Origin of the sequence: Paenarthrobacter sp. Y-19, from assembly GCF_029223985.1 — a bacterium.
Classification (GTDB): domain Bacteria; phylum Actinomycetota; class Actinomycetes; order Actinomycetales; family Micrococcaceae; genus Arthrobacter; species Arthrobacter nicotinovorans.
Genome location: NZ_CP119414.1, coordinates 3802952 through 3822280 on the forward strand (window position 1 = coordinate 3802952; position 19329 = coordinate 3822280).

General features: G+C 63.4%; 16 protein-coding genes. 9 read left to right on the top strand and 7 right to left on the bottom strand.

Annotated features, from left to right (window positions below):
* Window positions 1-106: 106 nt before the first annotated feature.
* From PYR64_RS17780 to PYR64_RS17790, 3 genes are all read left to right on the top strand, one after another.
* Window positions 107-1636, top strand: coding sequence for a cytosine permease (locus PYR64_RS17780; RefSeq protein WP_018780325.1), 1530 nt, complete (start codon window positions 107-109; stop codon window positions 1634-1636).
* Window positions 1633-2604 (top strand): polysaccharide deacetylase, encoded by a 972-nt coding sequence (locus PYR64_RS17785; RefSeq protein ID WP_018780326.1) that lies wholly within the window; start codon window positions 1633-1635, stop codon window positions 2602-2604. Before PYR64_RS17780 ends, PYR64_RS17785 begins: the two co-directional genes overlap by 4 nt.
* Window positions 2605-2868: 264 nt before the next feature.
* Window positions 2869-3924: an IS30 family transposase gene (locus PYR64_RS17790; protein WP_227453710.1), complete on the top strand. Its 1056-nt coding sequence runs from the start codon at window positions 2869-2871 to the stop codon at window positions 3922-3924.
* A 46-nt stretch (window positions 3925-3970) separates the two neighbouring features.
* Here PYR64_RS17790 and PYR64_RS17795 read toward each other — a convergent pair whose 3' ends face one another.
* The 3 genes from PYR64_RS17795 to PYR64_RS17805 all read right to left on the bottom strand — a co-directional run bounded on the left by PYR64_RS17795 (window position 3971) and on the right by PYR64_RS17805 (window position 6697).
* On the bottom strand, window positions 3971-4474 hold the full coding sequence (locus PYR64_RS17795; RefSeq protein ID WP_018780169.1) for a DUF456 domain-containing protein: 504 nt from the start codon (window positions 4472-4474) through the stop codon (window positions 3971-3973).
* Window positions 4475-4577: 103 nt separating this feature from the next.
* A complete protein-coding gene (locus PYR64_RS17800) occupies window positions 4578-5768 on the bottom strand; it encodes an NADP-dependent malic enzyme (protein WP_018780170.1) in 1191 nt (396 codons plus the stop codon).
* Between the two features lie 320 nt (window positions 5769-6088).
* A complete protein-coding gene (locus PYR64_RS17805; protein WP_018780171.1) occupies window positions 6089-6697 on the bottom strand; it encodes a TetR/AcrR family transcriptional regulator in 609 nt (202 codons plus the stop codon).
* A gap of 200 nt (window positions 6698-6897) precedes the next feature.
* On the opposite strand from PYR64_RS17805, the gene PYR64_RS17810 reads away from it, so the two are divergent.
* From PYR64_RS17810 to PYR64_RS17820, 3 genes are all read left to right on the top strand, one after another.
* Window positions 6898-8025, top strand: coding sequence for a VCBS repeat-containing protein (locus PYR64_RS17810; RefSeq protein ID WP_275776753.1), 1128 nt, complete (start codon window positions 6898-6900; stop codon window positions 8023-8025).
* 48 nt (window positions 8026-8073) lie between these two features.
* Window positions 8074-9219 (top strand): FG-GAP-like repeat-containing protein, encoded by a 1146-nt coding sequence (locus PYR64_RS17815; protein WP_039243279.1) that lies wholly within the window; start codon window positions 8074-8076, stop codon window positions 9217-9219.
* A gap of 153 nt (window positions 9220-9372) precedes the next feature.
* A complete protein-coding gene (locus tag PYR64_RS17820) occupies window positions 9373-10374 on the top strand; it encodes a VCBS repeat-containing protein (RefSeq protein WP_235503062.1) in 1002 nt (333 codons plus the stop codon).
* 20 nt (window positions 10375-10394) lie between these two features.
* On the opposite strand, the gene PYR64_RS17825 is transcribed toward PYR64_RS17820, so the two are convergent.
* On the bottom strand, window positions 10395-11699 hold the full coding sequence (locus PYR64_RS17825) for an MFS transporter (protein ID WP_064723652.1): 1305 nt from the start codon (window positions 11697-11699) through the stop codon (window positions 10395-10397).
* A 156-nt stretch (window positions 11700-11855) separates the two neighbouring features.
* Here PYR64_RS17825 and rraA point away from each other — a divergent pair, with 156 nt between their 5' ends.
* The 3 genes from rraA to PYR64_RS17840 all read left to right on the top strand — a co-directional run bounded on the left by rraA (window position 11856) and on the right by PYR64_RS17840 (window position 15920).
* Window positions 11856-12329 (top strand): ribonuclease E activity regulator RraA, encoded by a 474-nt coding sequence (gene rraA, locus PYR64_RS17830; RefSeq protein WP_018780176.1) that lies wholly within the window; start codon window positions 11856-11858, stop codon window positions 12327-12329.
* A gap of 131 nt (window positions 12330-12460) precedes the next feature.
* Window positions 12461-14113, top strand: a complete 1653-nt coding sequence (locus PYR64_RS17835) for an MDR family MFS transporter (RefSeq protein WP_018780177.1) — start codon at window positions 12461-12463, stop codon at window positions 14111-14113.
* Between the two features lie 334 nt (window positions 14114-14447).
* A complete protein-coding gene (locus PYR64_RS17840) occupies window positions 14448-15920 on the top strand; it encodes a sugar porter family MFS transporter (RefSeq protein WP_018780178.1) in 1473 nt (490 codons plus the stop codon).
* Between the two features lie 56 nt (window positions 15921-15976).
* Here PYR64_RS17840 and PYR64_RS17845 read toward each other — a convergent pair whose 3' ends face one another.
* The 3 genes from PYR64_RS17845 to PYR64_RS17855 form a co-directional block, all read right to left on the bottom strand.
* Window positions 15977-17215 carry an MFS transporter gene (locus tag PYR64_RS17845; RefSeq protein ID WP_018780179.1) on the bottom strand — a complete coding sequence of 413 codons (1239 nt, stop codon included), beginning with the start codon at window positions 17213-17215 and terminating at the stop codon, window positions 15977-15979.
* Between the two features lie 32 nt (window positions 17216-17247).
* The gene (locus PYR64_RS17850; protein WP_275776760.1) at window positions 17248-17691 is read right to left on the bottom strand and encodes a MarR family transcriptional regulator; all 444 of its coding nucleotides are present in this window, start codon (window positions 17689-17691) and stop codon (window positions 17248-17250) included.
* 89 nt (window positions 17692-17780) lie between these two features.
* Window positions 17781-19241: an HNH endonuclease signature motif containing protein gene (locus PYR64_RS17855; RefSeq protein WP_275776762.1), complete on the bottom strand. Its 1461-nt coding sequence runs from the start codon at window positions 19239-19241 to the stop codon at window positions 17781-17783.
* Between the last annotated feature and the right edge of the window lie 88 nt (window positions 19242-19329).

Consider the following 19329-nt stretch of genomic DNA (forward strand, 5'->3'; position numbering starts at 1 on the left):
CACTCCGTACGGTTTGGGGTGATTTGTTTAGACACATCCTATCTTGTTGCTGTGATATGGCGCACATACGCTGAAAGGGTCCCTTTCACACACGGAGGCTCTCCCTATGCAAGACAACCTCTCCCCTTCGCCTTCACCTTCAGCGCAGTCTGGGCCAGCAACGGCGCCGGCCCATGACAGCGAAGCCTGGCTCCAACCCATCCCCGAATCAGACCGCACCCGCAAGGTTTCCGGACAGTTCTGGATCTGGGCCGGCGCCAACCTTGCCCCTATCAACTGGGTGCTGGGTGCACTGGGCATCCATCTGGGCCTCGGCTTCGCAGACACCGTGATAGTCCTGGTCCTGGGAAACCTGATCGGCATGCTCTTATTCGGATGCTTCGTCCTCCTTGGACAAAAGACCGGCGCCACAGGAATGGTTCTGGCCCGGGCGGCTTTTGGCCGCCGTGGCAACTACCTGCCGGCAGCGATCCAGGCACTTCTGGTCATCGGGTGGTGCGCCGTCAACACCTGGATCATCCTGGACCTGGTCATGGCGCTCTTCGGAACCCTCGGCTGGGTGGATCCCAACGCACAGAACTACGCTTGGAAGATCGGCGTCGCCACGGCCATCATGGCCGCGCAGGTCGCCATCGCCTGGTTCGGCTACAAAGCCATCGCGGCCTTTGAGAAGTGGACGGTTCCGCCCACCATCATCATCCTGGCCGTGATGTCCGCCGTGGCCTGGTTCGGCATGAAGATCGACTGGGGCTACGCAGGACCGGCCGGCAACATCCTCGAAGGCTCAGAGCGGATCGCCGCCATGAGCGCAGTCATGACCGCCATCGGTATCGGCTGGGGCATCACCTGGTTCACCTACGCCGCCGACTACTCCCGCTTCGTCAGCACCTCGGTTCCCAAGCGCAAGCTCTACCTGGCCTCGGTCCTCGGCCAGTTCATCCCCGTCGTCTGGCTGGGCATCCTCGGCGCAAGCTTGGCCACCAACAGCGGCGAGATCGATCCCGGCAAGCTGATTGTCCAAAACTTCGGAGTCCTTGCCCTCCCCGTACTGCTCATGGTGCTGCACGGCCCCATCGCTACCAACATCCTGAACATCTACACCTTCTCCGTTGCCACCCAGGCCTTGGACATCAACATCAGCCGCCGCAAGCTGAACTTGTTCGTGGGCGTCTTCTCGCTCATCGCCGTCGTGTTCTTCATCTTCCAGGAGGACTTCGCAGCAGTGCTCGACGCCTGGCTGATCGGCCTGGTCGCCTGGGTTGCCGCTTGGGGCGGAGTCATGCTGGTGCACTACTTCTGGCTTGAGAAGCGCTGGCCGGCGAAGGTGGATCGGCTCTTCGACGGCGTCGGCACCCACCGGCTTCCCGTCATCAACTGGGCCGGAATCGTATCCCTCCTGGTGGGCATCTTCTCCACGTGGCTGTTCATGTACGGCCTGGTTCCCGCCATGCAGGGCCCCATCGCCGTCGCCTTGGGCGGTTGGGACCTTTCGTGGCTGGCCGGCGGGCTCACCAGCGCCGCTGCCTACGCGATCCTGGGCCCCCGCGCACACAAAAAGTACCTCCTCGCGGACTCGAACCACGTATCAGTGACACAGCCAGCCGCACCTTCAGTTCCCGAAAGGACCACAGCATGAACCAGCCCGCCTTCGCTGATGCGCTCCACCCGATCATGTGGCCCGAGGGCTTCCAGGCCGCGGCGTCCTTCACCTTCGACGTCGATGCCGAGTCCTGCACCATCGCCCATGACCCCTCCAGCACGCGGCGCATGTCCCTCATGAGCCACCAGTCTTATGGGCCAAAGATAGCTGTTCCCCGATTGCTGCAGATCCTGGATCGACAGGACATCCAAGGTACGTTCTTCATCCCGGGGTTCACGGCAGAGAGCTACCCTGACGTGGTGCGCAGGATCGCTGATGCCGGGCACGAAATCGCCCATCACGGCTATCTGCACGAACCAATGCAGGGCATTGATGCCGCCACCGAAGCCAGCTACCTGGATCGCGGCCTCGAGGCACTCGCCAACGTGGCCGGCATCCGTCCGGTGGGCTACCGGGCACCTTGGTGGGAGTTGAACTGGCAATCACCGGCCCTGCTCGCGGACCGTGGCTTCCTCTACGATTCAAGCCTGCTCGACGGCGACGCCCCCTACCGGATGGCCGTCGCCGAGGACGACCCGCGGGACATCGTGGAAATCCCCGTGGATTGGGCACTGGACGACTGGGAGCAATACGGTTTCTACCCTGGAGTCACAGGCAGTGGCGTCATTGAGAGCCCGGCCAAGGCACTTGAGATGTGGACCTTGGAGGCCGAGGCCCACCACTCCCAGGGCAGCTGCTTCGTCCTCACCAATCACCCGTTCATCTCCGGCCGGCCATCCCGCGCCGTGGCCTTGGAACGGCTGATCGAACGGGTCAAGGGCCTGGACGGCATGTGGGTCACCACCTTGGCCGAGATTGCCCGGCACACCAAGGACACAATCCGGGAAGTCCACTCGCACGCCCGGATCGATATCCCACTGTTCCCGGGCGCGGGAGCAACGTTCCGTCCGGCGGAAATCAAGGTGCCCACCGGAGCGCCCACCGGAGCGCCCGCCCTCCGCTAAAAACATCGCCGAGTTGGCAAAAGATGACGATGTTGAAGCGGCGTCTTCAGGTGGCTAGTGCAACACCCCTGTAGTTGGAGGGGTGTCATGGTCAAGAAGTTGCCGTGGTCGGTTCGTGCGTGTGCGTATGAGCACTTGCTGGCGGGTGAGGACACGGGACGAAGTGCTGCCGCGGCTGGGGTGTCCCGGCAAGCGGTGTCGCAATGGGCGAAACTAGCGGGCATGGAACTTATCTCCGGCCCTGGTGGTGGCGTGCGTCTTCCGATGGCTTCGGAGGTGCTTTCGCGGGATAAGGAGCGAAGGTACCGGCGGCTGACTTTGGAGGACCGGGCTTATATCAAGGCCTGTCTGGGCTTGCCGGAGCCGCGTTCCATGCGACAGATCGCCAAGGAGTTGGGCGTGCATCCATCAACGGTGTCCCGGGAGATCCGCCGACACAGTATCGAGCATTGGGCCCGGCGCTATTACGACGCCGGGGTTGCCCAACACCGGGCACTGGTCCGCCGTAGACGGAACCGGCCCGTGAAGCTCTCTGCGGGAACGGCGGTGTGGAAGGAGGTCGTGGCACGCTTGAACCAGCGTTTCTCACCTCAACAGAGCGCTGCGGACCTGAAGAAGACGTTCCCCGAGCAGCCGGAGATGCACGTGTCCCACGAGTCAATTTACCAAGCCCTTTACGTGCAGGGCCGGGGTGCCTTGCGGCATGAACTTGCCGTGGAGAAGGCCCTACGTTCGGGCCGGACCGGTCGTAAGCCCCAATCAAAGCTGCCTGCCAGGAACGTAAGGCCCTGGCTTGAAGGGGCCCGGCTGAGCGACCGGCCCGCCGAAGTCCAGGACCGGGCCGTGCCCGGCCATTGGGAAGGTGATTTGGTCGTGGGTCCCGGTAACTCCGGGATCGTCACCTTGGTCGAGCGCTCCTCACGGTTCACTTTGCTGGGCCGGCTGCCGGGAGCCAGGGACAGCGCGACGGTCATCGAGGTCATGCAGAAAATGATCCACACCCTGCCCCAGGCGATCCTTAAAACGATCACCTGGGACCAAGGCACGGAAATGGCTCAACACGCCAAGTTCACAGTAGCGACCGGCTGCCAGCTGTTCTTCTGTGACCCGCACTCACCCTGGCAACGCGGCACGAACGAGAACACCAACGGACTGGTCCGCGATATCCACCCCAAAGGCACGAACTTCAACCAGGTCAGCGACGAAGAACTCGCCCACACCCAGCACCTGCTCAACATCCGACCGCGTCAAACACTCCAATGGGACACCCCAACTGAAAGACTGACCAAACTAATCGATGGTGTTGCACTAGCAAGCTGAAACCGCCAGCTTGGAACTGTCACCTAATGCCAACTCGGCGGGGGTTTTAACCGTTGACGGCGTTGATCCACACTCCGATGATCCACGTGCTCGCGGCTGCACAGGCGAGGCCGAATTCCACCAGGATGCCGATCCCCGTTGCTTTGAGCGCCGCCCCGCTGGAGCGAACAGCGGCCTGAAAGTTGCGGGTCCTCTGGACCTCGCTGAGGAGAAGGCCTACGGCGAAGCCCACAAAGAGCCCCACCACGGGAATGACGAACATGCCCACGACACCCAGGACAACCCCGATCAGTACCGACCTGCTCGGAATGCCGTGTTGTTTCAGTTTGCGCCCCGTGAGCACGGCACTGGCTGCCATCCCGGCAACCACAAAGACCATCCCGACGGCGAAAATCACCCAGCCAACCGGACCCGCACCACCCCAGATGGCCCACGCCAGCAGGCTCGCGCCGATAAGGATGCTGCCGGGCAGAACAGGGATGATGGTGCCGGCCACGCCGACTGCAATGGCCAGGCCGCACAGGATGGTCACGATGAGTTCGGCGTTCATGGCCCAAGTCTATGGGCCGCTGATCCATGCGCCTTTAACGACAACGACGGCGACGCTCCCTGGCGCGGGAGGCGTCGCCGTCGTCGGTCTTGCGCAGTAGCCGCTATTCGGTGACGGCTGCGGCAACTGCCGCGGTGACCGCGGGTGCAACGCGTGCGTCCAGCGGGCTCGGCACGATGTAATCCGCGGAGAGGTCCTCGGCTGCCAGCTCAGCGATGGCGTTCGCAGCGGCGATCTTCATGGCGGGGGTGATCCGGCGGGCCTTGGCATCAAGTGCGCCGCGGAAAATGCCGGGGAAGGCCAGGACGTTGTTGATCTGGTTCGGGAAGTCGCTGCGGCCCGTGGCAACAACGGCCGCGTACTTCCGGGCAACCTCGGGCAGGACTTCCGGATCCGGGTTAGACAGGGCGAAGACGATCGACTGGTCGTTCATCAGCTTCAGGTGCTCTTCGTCCAGCTTGGAGGAGGAAACGCCCACGAACACATCGGCGCCCGTCAGTCCCTCGCCGGGACCGCCGCTGATACCGCGGGGGTTGGTGCGCCGGGCCATGCGGGCCTTGACGCTGGCGGGATCGGCCACGAGGTCGGCACGGTCGGCGTTGACTACACCCTTGGAGTCGAGCAGGATCACGTCCTCGATGCCGACAGCAAGGAGGATCTCGGCGATGGCGATGCCTGCGGCACCTGCACCGGAGACAACAACCTTCAGGCCCTTGAGTTCGCGCTGGGTCACCTTGGCTGCGTTGGTCAGGGCTGCGAGGACCACGACGGCGGTGCCGTGCTGGTCATCGTGCATGACGGGGCAGTCGAGGGCTTCGATGAGTCGCTCTTCGAGTTCGAAGCAGCGCGGAGCGGAAATGTCCTCGAGGTTCACGGCGCCGAAGCTGGGGCGGAGACGGACCAAGGTCTCAATGATTTCGTCCACATTGGTGGTGTTGAGTACCAAAGGGATGGAGTCGAGGTCGCCGAAGGACTTGAAGAGGGCGGACTTGCCCTCCATCACCGGCAGGGAGGCGCTGGGGCCGATGTTGCCAAGGCCCAGCACTGCGGTGCCGTCGCTGACCACGACAACCAGGCGCTCGGCCCAGGTGTGGGTGCGGGCAAGCTTGGGGTCCTCGTGGATTGCGCGGCTCACCTGGGCCACGCCGGGGGTGTAAGCGATGGAGAGGTCACGCTTGTTGTTCAGCGGAACGGTGCTGGAAATCGTCAGCTTGCCGCCTTCGTGGGCTGCGAAGATCTCTTCTTCGGTCAGTACCAGGGCGTCGTTGTCAGTTGCAATTGTCTCGATGGACACGTCTTTGTCTCCTCAGGCTAGCCGTGGACCCACGGCATGATTCGGGCAGGAACAGAACTGCTGTGGCGGACCAAGGGTGGCTGGTCCGGCGTTGCTTCTGCAGATAGGGGGCTGCTAGCCGCTTCGGTAGTTCCAGCCTAGGGAAGCGTTGAGGGTACAAGATTCAATACCAAGAGAGACGATTCGAGAGTAAAACGTTCAACCTCGCCAAAATGTGACCCACTACATACAAAAAAGCGCATTCTGACCGCCACCCGGTCTAGACCACCGGAGGCTGTTGTCATTCGTCCGCCGACTTTGCTTGACCTTTTCGGCCGTGGCTATTCGCCGGTCATGAGTGAGCAGGCGCGCTTAAGGTCCTTCTCCGCCTCAAACAGGGACAACCTCCGGCAACGTACGGCCTGGACCAGGCCGCTGACCAGGTGCAGGAGAATCCTGGCCTTCACAGTGTCCTTGCCCGCATCCTTGCTGAGCGAACCCACCACCTCTTCCGAGAGGGCATCGATCTCCCGCAACAACTGCGCAGTGTCGTCATCCTTGCCCGCCGGGCGGATCAGGCAGTGCTCCACACCAGGTTGCATCACCCGGAGATGGAAGATTTCCATCATCAAACCCGCGAGTGCGTGACCCTTGGCGCCGCGCTGGTGGACGCCCTCCATTAGCTCCCTGAGCTGCTGCCTATAGACGGCGAGCATGAGGTGGGAGGTGGAGGGGAAGTAGCGGTAAAGGGTTCCAAGCGGGACATCGGCGCGGGCAGCAACGTCGGAGAGGCTCAAGGTATCGAACTGACGCTGGGCGAACCCTGCGGCCGTTTTCAGGATGCGGGCATAGCGCAACTGCTGCCGCGGGGTGGTGGGCGCGGCAGCCATACGGGGAAGCCCCGTGGTCAGGTCAAGGGAGTACGGTTCCAGTGAGTTGGTTACGGGCATTTCCGGCGATCTCTTGGCAGGCTGACAAGGAGGCGGCCGGCCGGCGCGAAGACCACCGGCTGGCCGATCGCATCAATGATACGGGAGCTTCTTGACCGTTCCCTGAGAGTCCCCCGGAGTCCCGGCGGCCGCCGCTCCCGGAAATAGCGGGCCGCCCGCATACACTTTCATGCAGACTTGAAACCCGCAGGAGGAAACGCATGGGGACAATACGACGCCGGATGGCAGCGGCGCTGCTGGCCGCCACAGTGGCGGCCATGGCATTTGGTTCCCTATCGGCGTCGGCAGCGCCCAGCAACGGACCCGATCCCCTGCTCAACGGTCAAGCCTTCGTGGGCAAACAGCTGACCGCAGATATCGGCCCCTACACCTTCTACGGCTGCGGTGGCGGCAAAGGCCCCGACTACTCGATCTACTGGACCCGGGACGGATTCCTGGTGGCCGGGGAGACGACGTCGAGCTACAACCTGGAGGCGGACGACACCGGCTCCAGGATGGCCGTGCACGTTACTGCCAGCAAGACCGCTTGCGGTGGAGAATCCCTGCACAGCGCCGAGACCAGGCCTGTCGGCGCCGTGAACCGTGCGGCAGGGTTCACCGGCAGGAGCTTCGAGCTGCTTGCCAGGGCCTCTGACGGATCGCTGCTCCTGTATGGCCGCAACGGCGCAGGGTGGGATGCTGCGCGGACCGTGGGCTACGGCTTCAACATCTTCAACCTGGCTTTCTCCCCAGGGGACTTCGACGGCGACGGCAAGAGCGACATGATCGTCCGTGATTCCGTGGGCGGCCTCTACCTCTTCAGCGGTGACGGGGCCGGCGGCTGGAAACCGGCACGTGCCATCGGCAACGGCTGGAACATTTTCGACTCCATCATCGGCCCGGGCGATTTCAACGGTGACGGCAACAACGACGTCCTTGCCAGGGAGCCTGGCGGCGCCCTCTATCTGTACCCCGGCAATGGCGCGGGAGGCTGGCTGCCGCGCACCGCCGTCGGGACCGGCTGGAACGTGATGAACGCTTTGGTGACGCCGGGAGACTTCAACGGCGACGGCAATGTGGATCTGCTGGCGCGCGACAGCAACGGATACCTGTTCGTCTACACGGGCAATGGCGCAGGCGGATGGTCGCGCTCATGGATGATCGGCGTTGGCTGGAACGCACTCAAGTACGTTGGCGCTGCCGGCGACTTCAACGGCGACGGGTTCCCCGACGTCTACGGCGTGGATCAGCAGGGCCGCCTGCTGACGTACTACAGCGACGGTCGTGCGGGCTGGAAGGGCTCCGAGGCCGTGGGTGCAGGCTTTGGATGGTTCACAGCAATCTTCTAAAAACCCGGACGCTGTACCATTAACTTCATAAAGTCTGGGGAGGACACAATGTACGCTCCATCACGCCTGGGGTCTGGCGTGCGTCGAGCGGTTGCCGCAACAGTGGCTGCGATCGTCGCGGCCATGGTTGTGGGGCCCGCGCCCGCCATGGCCACCATGGATCCCGAACCGCCGGTCATCACCGGTGCGCCCTATGTCGGTTCCACGCTCACCGTCACATGGGATCCCTACGCCTACAAGGGGTGCGGTGCCGGAGCCGGCCCCGACACCCGGATCTACTGGACCAGGGACGGCGAGGTCGCCACGGACCATCCCACCTGGCCCAACTACGTACTGGGCGAAGAGGACCGCGGTAAAACCATCGCCGCGCACCTCGTGGCCGCCTACCCGTGCGAGGACATGGAAGTAGCGAGCGAGGAGACCGCACCGATCTCGGCCTCCAACCGACCCAACGGCTTCACCAGCCGCGGTGCCTTCGAGCTGCTCGCCCGACGCTCCGACGGCGCCCTTCTCATGTACCCGCGGACCAACAACACCTGGGAACCCGCACGAACCGTAGGCATGGGATGGAACATCTTCCCCACCGTGTTGTCTCCGGGTGACTTCGATGGCGATGGCAACAACGACGTCCTGGGCCGGGACTCGTCAGGTGGCCTCTACCTCTACAGCGGCAATGGTTCAGGCGGCTGGAACGGTCCCCGCAAGGTGGGGACGGGGTGGAACATCTTCACCTCCCTCGTAGCTCCAGGCGACTTCAACAGCGATGGCAACAACGACATCATGGCCCGCGATGCCAACGGCGTCCTCTACCTCTACCCCGGCGACGGACACGGCGGCTGGCTGCCACGAACGGTGATCGGCCAGGGTTGGAACGCGTTGGATGCACTCATCACTCCTGGCGACTTCGACGGCGACACCAACGTGGACGTCCTGGGCCGCGACTCCGCCGGGAACCTCAGGCTCTACAGCGGGAACGGCGCGGGTGGCTGGAGCGGCACGGCAGTGGTCGGCTGGGGTTGGGGCGGCATGAGCAAGATCGGCAGCGCAGGCGATATCAACGCCGACGGAAAGCTGGACGTCTTCGCCGTCGACAGTTCCGGTCAATTGCGTGCCTACTACGGCAACGGAGCCGCCGGATGGACCGGAAGCGCTGTGGTCGGCTGGGGTTGGGGCGGGTTCACCGACCTGTTCTAGTTTCACTTCGTTGAGGGCCCCGTTCGGAGATATCCGGACGGGGCCTTCGTCATAAACGGGGCCCTCTATCCCGGCGCCGCTGCAGGCGGTAGTGTCATCCCAATTGATCTCTTTCGGCCGTCTCCGTGCCGCCTTATTTTCTTGGGGGAATCCTTGGGCTTCAAACCTGCCCTGCGCGCGCCTGCGCGCCGCAGTCCTCGACGACTGCTCACGCTTCTCACTGTTCCACTGGTTGCCGCTGGGCTGCTTGCCTCGGCGCTGCCTGCATCCGCAGCAACAGCGACCTCCGAAACCGCCGCCATTCAAACAACCTCCGGCCTCGAAACGGCGGATGCCATGCCGATCGAAGCGGCACCCCGCTCCAAGGGCTTCGACGGCGACGGCACCTTCGATCTGTTCGCCCGCGACGCCGCTGGCCGGCTCCTGCTCTACCCCACCGACGGACGAGGCAATTGGCAGGCTCCGCGTGTCATCGGCAATGGCTGGCACATCTACAACCTGCTCGTGTCACCGGGTGACTTCGACGGCGACGGAACTGTGGACGTCATGGGCCGCGACGGCTACGGACGGCTCTTCCTCTACCAAGGCAATGGTGCCGGAGCCTGGAAGCAGGCCTTCCAGATCGGTCAGGGCTGGCAGGGTTTCGTCAACCTCATCGCACCCGGCGACCTAAACGGCGACGGCACCAATGACATCCTCGCCCAGGATGCAGCAGGCAACGTGTTCCTCTACCCGGGGAACGGGCGAGGCGGCTGGCTCTCACCAAGCAAGGTCAGTTCCGCCTGGGAGGGCTTGGACTCTGCCGGTGCGGGGCATTTCTATGGCACACCCGAGGCTGTGGTCCTGAGCCGCAACAGGTTTGGGGACCTGCAGGTCCGTTCCTCTTCGCGCAACGGACTCTTCTTTGAATACGGACACCCCAGCGGCTACGACGGAGTCATTGGGCGGGGTTGGGAGGCGCTCAGTCGTTTTGGGGTTGCCGGTGACTTCAACGGCGATGGCTACAACGATGTTTACGGCATCAGCCCCAATGGTCAGCTGACGATGTACCTCGCTGATCCTTCTGGCTTCAGCTCCCGGGGCATCTACGGTTTCAAGTGGAAAGGCCAACCAGTAGTCGGCAGCGGCTGGAACGTCATGAACTACGTCTTCTAGGAGCTGTAAGACTTCCTGGGCTACGCCACGCTCTTGATCTTCACCACGAACACGGCACCCAAGAGCCCGATGACTGCGGCGGCTACGTACAGCGAGACGTAGCCGCCGTGCCACTCTTTCACGAGGAGGTAAGCGATCCCTGGCGCCCAAATTTGCGGCAGCGAGTTAGCAATGTTGATGACACCGAGGTCCCGGCCTCGGTCCAAAGCCGCGGGCAGGACCTGGCTGATGAGGGCGAAGTCCACCGCAAGGTAGGCGCCGAAGCCGATTCCGAGGACAGCTGCTCCCGCCAGGCCGCCAATCCACGTCGGGGCGAAGGCCAGAATCAGTGACGCTGCAGCGATGATGACGGACGAAGCTATGACCAAGGGCTTCCGCTTTCCCGTCCGGTCGCTCAAGCGACCGCCCAGGACGCTAGTAATGATGACCATCACTGCGTACAGCCCGGTCAGGACCAGCACGCCGAACTCGGGCTCGATTCCTTCAGTTTCTTTCAAATGCACGGCATCGGTAAGGAAGAAAAGCAAGTAGATCGTCACCATGTGGTTGCCCGTGCTGACCAGCAGCCGGGTGAGCCAGGCCCACGCAAAGTCGGGGTAACGTTTCGGCGAAACCCAGAAACCCTTGAGGAACGGCCACAGGCTGAACGGCGGCCGCTCCTGGGGCGGAAGGGGCTGGTCATCACTCTTGAAGAGATAAAGCACGACGCCGGCCAGCAGCGCCGCGGCGCACACCCAGTAACCTGCGGCGAAGTCTCCGGCGACGACGGCGGCGATCACGGCGCCCACGAGGATACCTACCGTCTGGCCCATGGCGGCCAAGCCGCCAACAGTTCCGCGCTGCGGCACGGGAACCCTGTCCGGGACGGCGGCGGTAATGGCCGAATACATGGCGTTGGCTCCCGCCTGCACCAGGCACCACAGCAAAGTCATCACAGCTACGTTGGGCGCGCCCGCCAGGGCAACAAGGGCAACGGCGCCGAGGATTGCTCCCATCAGAACCCAGGGAACCCGCCGCCCAAACCTGGATGTGGTCCGGTCGCTGAAGGCGCCGAACAGGGGATTCGCCACCATGGAAACTGCAGCACCGCAGCCGGTGACCAAGGCCAGGATGGCCTCCTTCTGGCCCTCGTCAAAGTGGGCAGCCTGCTGGCCCAGGAGAACCTGAAGGGGACCGAAGAACGCTGCGTTGATGCCCAGGTTGACCAGTACCACGCCGGTGACCCAAACAGGGCGGACTGGTTTAACCGGTTCAGCCAGCGCCGTGGTGCCGCCACGGACGACAGCGGGATCCGGTACCGGCCCCGGAAGGTCGGACAAGCTCATGGCAGGTTCCCCTCATTTGAATGTGTGAATTCAGCCTAGCGTGGCGGAGTGACGCTGAACCGCCGTCGCGTCGTTTATTCACATAGCCCGAAATACGCACCCAAGCAGCCCGTGTGGCGCGTTAGTGTGGCCTCAAACCCACGGAGGAGAAGCACCATGAGCCAGCATGTAAATACGGCAGATCTCTACGACGAACGCGGTGAGGAACTCGAGTCCCTTGCTGTCCAGTTCCAGAACCTTGGACGCCACACGCATTTCAGCGGCCCCGTCCGTACTATCCGGTGCCATGAGGACAACGCGCTGGTGAAATCAGTCCTGGCCACGCCCGGCGACGGAGCAGTCCTGGTCGTCGATGGCCGAGGTTCATTGCGGACTGCCCTCATGGGCGACATGATCGCTGAAAGCGCCGTGGAAAACGGTTGGGCCGGAGTGATCATCTACGGAGCCATCCGCGACCGTGAGGCCATCGCCCGGCTCTCCCTGGGCGTCAAAGCCCTCGGAAGCAACCCCCGGAAGAGTGCCAAGACGGGGGCCGGCGAGGTCGATGTGGAACTCGTGATCGACGATGTCCGCATCCGTCCCGGGGTGATGATCTTCAGCGATCCGGACGGAATCCTCCTGGAACGCTGAGGTGAGCGGAGGAGACTTGAAGAGGGTCGGCCAAGAAATATTCTCCCGCTGGGAATGATCGGGGCGTTAGGATAGTTACTGAAAGCAACTATCCTGCTTAATCCCACTTTTCTGCCATCTTTGGAGAAGATATGTCCAATTCCACGCCCGTTCGGGCTGCTGGTGAGGTCCTGACCCATCGTCAGACGCTCACCGTCATGGTGGGACTCATGCTCGGCATGTTCCTGTCCTCGCTGGACCAGACCATCGTGTCCACGTCCATCTACACCATCGCCAACGACCTCGACGGTTTGTCCCTGCAGGCGTGGGCCACTACGGCGTACCTCATCACCTCCACGGTGAGCACCCCGCTGTACGGCAAACTCAGCGACATCTTTGGCCGCCGCCCGTTGTACCTCACGGCCATCCTGATCTTCCTCGCCGGCTCCCTGTACGCAGGTTCCGTCCACTCCATGACGGAGCTTGCCATCGCCCGCGGCATCCAGGGCCTGGGCGCCGGCGGCCTCCTCGCGCTGGCCCTGACCATCATCGGCGACATCGTTGCCCTGAAGGACCGGGCCAAGTACCAGGGCTACTTCATGTCCGTTTTCGGCATCTCGTCTGTCCTTGGCCCTGTCATTGGCGGTGCCTTTGCCGGTTCAGCCAACATCCTGGGCTTCGACGGCTGGCGCTGGGTCTTCTTCATCAACCTCCCCATCGGCCTTGCCGCGCTGGTGGTGGTCTTCATGTACCTGCACCTGCCAGTCAGGCACGTGAAGCAGAAGATCGACTACTGGGGCGCAGCCGCCATCACCTTGGCGATTGTTCCGCTGCTCCTGGTAGCTGAGCAAGGCCGCACCTGGGGCTGGTCCTCCGCGGGATCATGGCTTTGCTACGGACTGGGCGTCATCGGCATCGTGGCGTTCCTCCTCGCCGAGAAGCGTGCCGGCGACTACGCGCTGATTCCGTTGCGTCTCTTCAAGAACACCACGTTCGGCTTGTCCTCGCTGTTGAACTTCATCATCGGTATCGGCATGTTCGGTGCCATCGCCATGCTGCCCATGTATTTGCAGCTGGTGAAGGGCCTTACCCCCACCGAGGCAGGCCTGATGATGATCACCTTCACAGTGGGCATCCTCTTCGGCTCCATCTCCGCCGGCCGCACGATCTCCAACTCCGGTGTATACCGGATCTTCCCGATCATGGGAACGGCAGTGCTTGCAGGCGCAGCAACGGTCATGGGGCTAGTCCTGGGCGTCGACACCGGCTTGTGGGTTCCCGGACTGATCGCAGTGTTCTTCGGCGTCGGACTCGGCTTCTGCATGCAACCGCTGACCCTTGCCATGCAGGTATCCGTCCCACCCAAGGACATGGGCGTTGGCACCTCCACGGCCGCGTTCTTCCGTTCCATGGGCGGCGCCGTCGGCACGGCAGTGTTCATCTCCATGTTGTTTAGCACGGCCGCGGACAAGATCGCAGACGGCATGAAAACAGCAGCATCCAGCCCCGACTACCAAGCTGTCATGCGCGACCCTGCCGTGGCCTCGGATCCTGCGAACGCCAAGCTGTTCGACTTCTTCAAGAACGGTGCCAACAACGATTCGTTGAACGACACCAGCTGGTTGCACTCGGCCAACAGCACGCTGACCCGGCCGATCACGGAGGGCTTTGCACAGGCAATTGACGTGGTCATGTTGACCGCTGCGGGCCTGATGATCATCGCTTTCCTGATCAGCTTCGCGCTGCCGAACAAGAAGCTCACGGATCCCAAGGCTGCCGCAAAGGATTCAGTTCCGGCCCACTAGTTCCCCGCGAAACCAAGCAGCATACCTCCCGACGACGGCCCTTTAGGATGGCACCATCCTTAAGGGCCGTCGTCGGGCTTTGTGTTCAATTTGTGGACTCAAAACGACGGTTGGAGGTCCGAACGAGCACCGTTCACGGACTCCCAGCGAACACACAGCCCGTGATCAGGGCTGAATGGGTTAAGAAAGTGAATGCATGTCACGTCCATCACTTGACTGGAACTTGGCGGATATGACGTGCCACACTGTGTAGCGCGAGTGCACCGGCGTCCCCGTCGGAACAGCCGACGACGTCACGCACCGCATTCCCACACATCTTTCCCAAGGGAGACCCATGTCCAGTCCCAGCACCGAAGCAGGCGCGCCCCACGTTTCCCGGAAGGTGATCGGCCTGGCTGTCGCCGGCGCAGTTGGCGGCTTCCTGTTCGGCTTTGATTCGTCCGTAGTCAACGGTGCGGTGGATGCCATGGCGGGCGAGTTCGCCATGAGCGAGGCTCTCACCGGCTTCGCTGTCGCCGTGGCCTTGCTCGGCTGTGCCGTGGGCGCCTACCTGGCCGGTAAAGTTGCCGACCGGTACGGCCGCATCCCCGCAATGAAGATCGGCGCACTCCTCTTCCTGGTCAGCGCCATCGGAACCGGCCTCGCCTTCAGCGTGTGGGACCTCATCTTCTGGCGGCTGGTAGGTGGCCTCGGCATCGGGCTCGCATCCGTGATTGCCCCCGCCTACATTTCGGAAATCTCCCCGCGGCACGTCCGCGGCCGTTTGGCCTCGCTCCAGCAACTGGCCATCACCACGGGCATCTTTGCAGCGCTGCTCTCCGACGCGGTCCTGGCCAACTCTGCCGGCGGCGCGGACGGAACGCTGTGGTTCGGGATCGAAGCCTGGCGCTGGATGTTCATCGCCTGCGCCGTGCCTGCCGCCATCTACGGCTGGATCGCCTTCCGCCTGCCCGAGTCACCGCACTTCCTGGTACTCAACGGCAAGGAAGACCAGGCCCGCACCATCTTCAACAAGCTCATTCCGGGCGACGACATCGACCGGCACATCCGCGAGATCCGCGAATCCATCCAGCAGGAAAAGCTCTCCACCAAGAAGGGCTCTCTGCGCGGCAACCGCTTCGGCCTGCTGCCCGTGGTGTGGATCGGCATCATCCTGTCCGTGCTGCAGCAGTTCGTCGGCATCAACGTGATCTTCTATTACTCCACCACTCTGTGGAAGGCCGTTGGATTCCAGGAAAAGGACTCCCTGACCATTTCCGTGGCCACCTCCATCACCAACATCCTGGTGACGCTCGTGGCCATCGCACTGGTGGACCGGATTGGCCGCCGGCCCATCCTGCTGACCGGCTCCATCGGCATGGCAGTATCGCTGGGGGTCATGGCGCTGGCCTTCTCCTCCGCGGTCGGCACTGGCTCCGAGATCACCCTTCCGGGTGCTTGGGGACCCATCGCCCTGGTAGCGGCGAACATCTTCGTCATCAGCTTCGGCGCCTCGTGGGGACCGCTCGTGTGGGTGCTGTTGGGCGAGATCTTCCCCTCCCGGATCCGCGCACGCGCTTTGGGCCTGGCAGCCGCCGCGCAATGGATCGCCAACTTCGCCATCACGCTCAGCTTCCCCATCATGGCGGCAGGTTCGCTGCCCCTGACGTACGCCATGTACGCAGCGTTCGCCGCGGCGTCGTTCTTCTTTGTGATGTTCAAGGTGCCCGAGACCAATGGCATGTCCTTGGAACAGGCGGAAACCCTGTTCGTCCCGAAGGGGGCGCCGGTAGCGCCGCTGCCGGTCACCTCGGACGAAGGCAAATAGCAGACGAAGAAGCCCGGCGGATCATATCCGCCGGGCCTCTTTGCTGTGGTGGCTTGTTACACCAGGTGCGGTTCGTGGGACGACAGGAAGCTGCGGCCGCTGAACGCGATCAGAATGGCAATCACCATGGCAACTGCACCAGCGAAGAACGGCACCTGCGGCCCGAAGTGCTCGCCGAGCTGCGCGGCGGCAAAGGGAGCCAGCGCGCCGCCCATCCAGCGGACAAAGTTGTAGCCCGCCGACGCGACGGGACGCGGCGAATCGGAGACGCCCATGGCCAGTTCCGTGTAGACCGTGTTGTTGATGCCCAGCAGGGCACCGGCCACGATGACAAGCACGACGACGGCAGTCACCGAGTGCCCGGCAGCCAGTCCCAGCCCGACGAGGTCGAGCATCAGGACAGCCAGCGTTCCGGTCAGGACCTTGACGGCACCGAAGCGCTTTTGCAGGACGGGAGCCACGAATACCGAGAACACGGCTACGGCAACGCCCCAACCGAAGAACACTCCCCCGATGCCGTAGGCATCCATTCCCAGGATGAAGGGAGTGAAGGCGAGGATGGTGAAGAAGCCGTAGTTGTAGAACAGCGCGCTGGCTGCGGTGGTGCGGAGGCCCTTGTGGCCAAGTGCGAGGAGCGGGTCCCGGAGGCGGGACTTCTTCGCCGGGGCAGGTGTCTTGGGGAGCAATGCCAACAGTGCGATAAATGCTGCGGCCATCAGGACCGCCGTGCCGAAGAACGGGGCGCGCCACTGCCATCCGCCAAGCAGGGCACCGAGCAGCGGGCCGAGCGAGATGCCCAGGCCAAGGGCGGCCTCGTACAGGATGATCGCTGTGCCGGTACCACCGCTGGCCACACCGACGATCACGGCCAGGGCCGTTGCGACAAACAGCGCGTTGCCGAGTCCCCACCCCGCGCGGAAGCCAACCAGCTGCTCAACACTGCCGGACAGGCCGGACAACGACGCAAACACCACGATGATCGCCAGGCCGATGAGAAGCGTCTTCTTGCCGCCGATCCGGGACGACACGAAACCACTGATCAACATCGCCACCGCAGTCACCAGGAAGTAGCTGGTGAACAGCAATGACACTTCACTGGTGGAGGCCTGCAGGTTCTTGGCGATCGCAGGGAGGATGGGGTCCACGAGCCCGATGCCCATGAAGGCGAAAACAGCCGCGAGGGCCGTGGCCCACACCGCTTTCGGCTGTTTGAGCAGAGAAGCCTTCTCCGCTTCGAGGGTGGTTTCGATGGTTGTTTCGGCGCTTGCTGAAGCGTCAGCCAATTGGCGTGACATTCAATTGCTCCTTGTCGGTGCGTTAATTCGTGTTAGCTCTGGAATGAGCTGTTGATTTTGCTGATGACGGGAAGTGCCGCGGCCAGCTGCTCGATTTCCTGTGCGCTGAGGCCCTGCAGCAGTTCGGCCACCATGGCATTCCGCCGTTGGTTGGCCGATTCGACGGCGGCAGTCCCGGCGTCGGTGATGGCCACCTGGACGGCGCGGGAATCGTCGGGGTCGGGTCGACGGGTGACCAGGCCGGCACGCTCAAGCTTGATGATCTGCTCTGTGGCGCTCGGGACTTTGATCCCAAGGTTCTTGGCGATGTCACCTACGCGGAGGCCGCCGTCCGAGATCATGGAGAGCAGGCTCAGCTGCGCGGCGGTGAGGTCACCCTCCGGGTCCAGACGACGAAACATGTAGACACCCAGACGCAGGGCCTCACGAAATTCACGCGCGAGGTCGGTGAGGCGGGGATCGAAACTATCGCTCATATTTAGGTAGCCTAATAGTTAGGCCCCCTAATGGTCAAGTGTTCTACGAGTTCAACGTCGACCCGTCCCAAATCTTGGGTTTCTGGGTTCTAGATGGGTGTGAGATCCCGTTGGTCTGCTGGGTGGGATTTGGGTGGTGGTGATGTGGGTGGGGTCGCTTCGGTTCCGGGTTGGGGTGCGGCTGGATGCCCGGGTAGGGGTGGTGGGGTGGATTGGTAGGTGTGGCCTGTGGGGGTTTGGAGGTTGATGGTGTGGCGGGTTCCGGTGGTGGGGTCGGTGGGGGTGGTGGTGGTGGCTGTCCAGCCGGGGTGTTCTTTGGTGTGGTTGCAGGCTTCGCAGAGTCCTGCGCCGTTGGCCAGGGTGGTGGGTCCGCCGTGTTGCCAGGGCACGATGTGGTCGGTGTGGCGGATGGGCGCGTCGCAGTACGGGGTGCGGCAGGTATGGTCGCGGGTTTCGATGAAACGCCGGAGCCTGAGTGGGAAGAGCCTGGCCTTGGAATCGGTGGTGATCAGCTCCCCGCTGCTCGGGGCGATGTAGAGCCGCCGAAGCCAGACGCTGAACTCGTGATCCGATATGTCCGCTATGTCCCGCCCGGTGCTTTCTTCTTCCGCGGCCGGCGGCTCGGTCCCTCCGGCGCCGAGCAGTGTTCTGGCCCATTCCGCGGGCACGATTCCGTACCCCTGCAGCCGTGCCGGTTCGCTGTCGCCTTGGAACAGGGTCCGGTCGGTCATGACGAGCTGAAGCTCGACCCCGCTGATCCCGCCAGGCCTGCCCGTCATGCGTTCGACCAGGGTATCGGCCATTACCTGCGCCCGGCTTCGGGCGTCCCCACTGGACCGGGCAGTGTCCGCGGCCCGGGACAACGCCGCGTACGCCGCGACGCCCTGGGCAACGGGAAGCAGCGCGGTCAGGACCGTCATGGTGTCCGGTGCCGGGCGCAGGCTCACCGTCCGCTCGGTCGCGGCATGACTGGCGCGCTGGGCCACCGAGCGCGGATCCCGGCGGTAGGCGGCAGCCTTCGCGGCGGCGGTGATGGCCCGGTCGCCTTTCCCGTCGCAGGTCCCGGTGTCGGCTGCGAGTTCCTCGTCCACGGCGGCCCGGTCTTCGACGGACAAGCACGCCGTTTCCTTCACGAGTAGGGTGGCCCGCCACTCGTTGAGTTGACCTGATTCCAGCGCGGCCATAGTATGCGGCATCTCCGTGACCAGCGCTTTTGCCAACCCCAAGAGACGGGACCCCTTGTTCGGGGATTCGCGCCGGGCCAACGCCACCTGGGCGCCAACACCCAGGCCCCGCTCGGCCGCCGGCACCCCGGCGTCGGCTTGTTCCTGCCGTTGGGCGAGGTCGAAGGCCACCGCGGCACGGGCCTGCAATCCTGTGATGGCGGACTTCAACCGCTCCAGCCCACGGATCTGATCGATCAGTTCGCCGCTGGCGGTGCTGAGACGGACGGCACCCAGAAGCGTGATCAATTCAGACACTCGGGGCGCGGACTCCAAAAGCAGACGCTCCGCGGCACCAGCAAGCGCCGCCGGTGGCGGTGACTGCATTGCCCGAATCTGCTCCATACCCCAACTCTTCCAAGCAACAACAGCACCCAAAAGACACCAACCGCCCTATGTGGAAAACCCTGAATCA

What these genes read in the sequence shown, in the direction of transcription:
- rraA (WP_018780176.1), top strand. Translation starts at nt 11,856, where the DNA reads ATGAGCCAGCATGTAAATACGGCAGATCTCTACGACGAACGCGGTGAG.
- PYR64_RS17840 (WP_018780178.1), top strand. Translation starts at nt 14,448, where the DNA reads ATGTCCAGTCCCAGCACCGAAGCAGGCGCGCCCCACGTTTCCCGGAAG.
- PYR64_RS17785 (WP_018780326.1), top strand. Translation starts at nt 1,633, where the DNA reads ATGAACCAGCCCGCCTTCGCTGATGCGCTCCACCCGATCATGTGGCCC.
- PYR64_RS17855 (WP_275776762.1), bottom strand. Translation starts at nt 19,241, where the DNA reads ATGCAGTCACCGCCACCGGCGGCGCTTGCTGGTGCCGCGGAGCGTCTG.
- PYR64_RS17795 (WP_018780169.1), bottom strand. Translation starts at nt 4,474, where the DNA reads ATGAACGCCGAACTCATCGTGACCATCCTGTGCGGCCTGGCCATTGCA.
- PYR64_RS17850 (WP_275776760.1), bottom strand. Translation starts at nt 17,691, where the DNA reads ATGAGCGATAGTTTCGATCCCCGCCTCACCGACCTCGCGCGTGAATTT.
- PYR64_RS17805 (WP_018780171.1), bottom strand. Translation starts at nt 6,697, where the DNA reads ATGCCCGTAACCAACTCACTGGAACCGTACTCCCTTGACCTGACCACG.
- PYR64_RS17845 (WP_018780179.1), bottom strand. Translation starts at nt 17,215, where the DNA reads ATGTCACGCCAATTGGCTGACGCTTCAGCAAGCGCCGAAACAACCATC.
- PYR64_RS17810 (WP_275776753.1), top strand. Translation starts at nt 6,898, where the DNA reads ATGGGGACAATACGACGCCGGATGGCAGCGGCGCTGCTGGCCGCCACA.
- PYR64_RS17835 (WP_018780177.1), top strand. Translation starts at nt 12,461, where the DNA reads ATGTCCAATTCCACGCCCGTTCGGGCTGCTGGTGAGGTCCTGACCCAT.
- PYR64_RS17780 (WP_018780325.1), top strand. Translation starts at nt 107, where the DNA reads ATGCAAGACAACCTCTCCCCTTCGCCTTCACCTTCAGCGCAGTCTGGG.
- PYR64_RS17790 (WP_227453710.1), top strand. Translation starts at nt 2,869, where the DNA reads ATGGCTTCGGAGGTGCTTTCGCGGGATAAGGAGCGAAGGTACCGGCGG.
- PYR64_RS17825 (WP_064723652.1), bottom strand. Translation starts at nt 11,699, where the DNA reads ATGAGCTTGTCCGACCTTCCGGGGCCGGTACCGGATCCCGCTGTCGTC.
- PYR64_RS17815 (WP_039243279.1), top strand. Translation starts at nt 8,074, where the DNA reads ATGTACGCTCCATCACGCCTGGGGTCTGGCGTGCGTCGAGCGGTTGCC.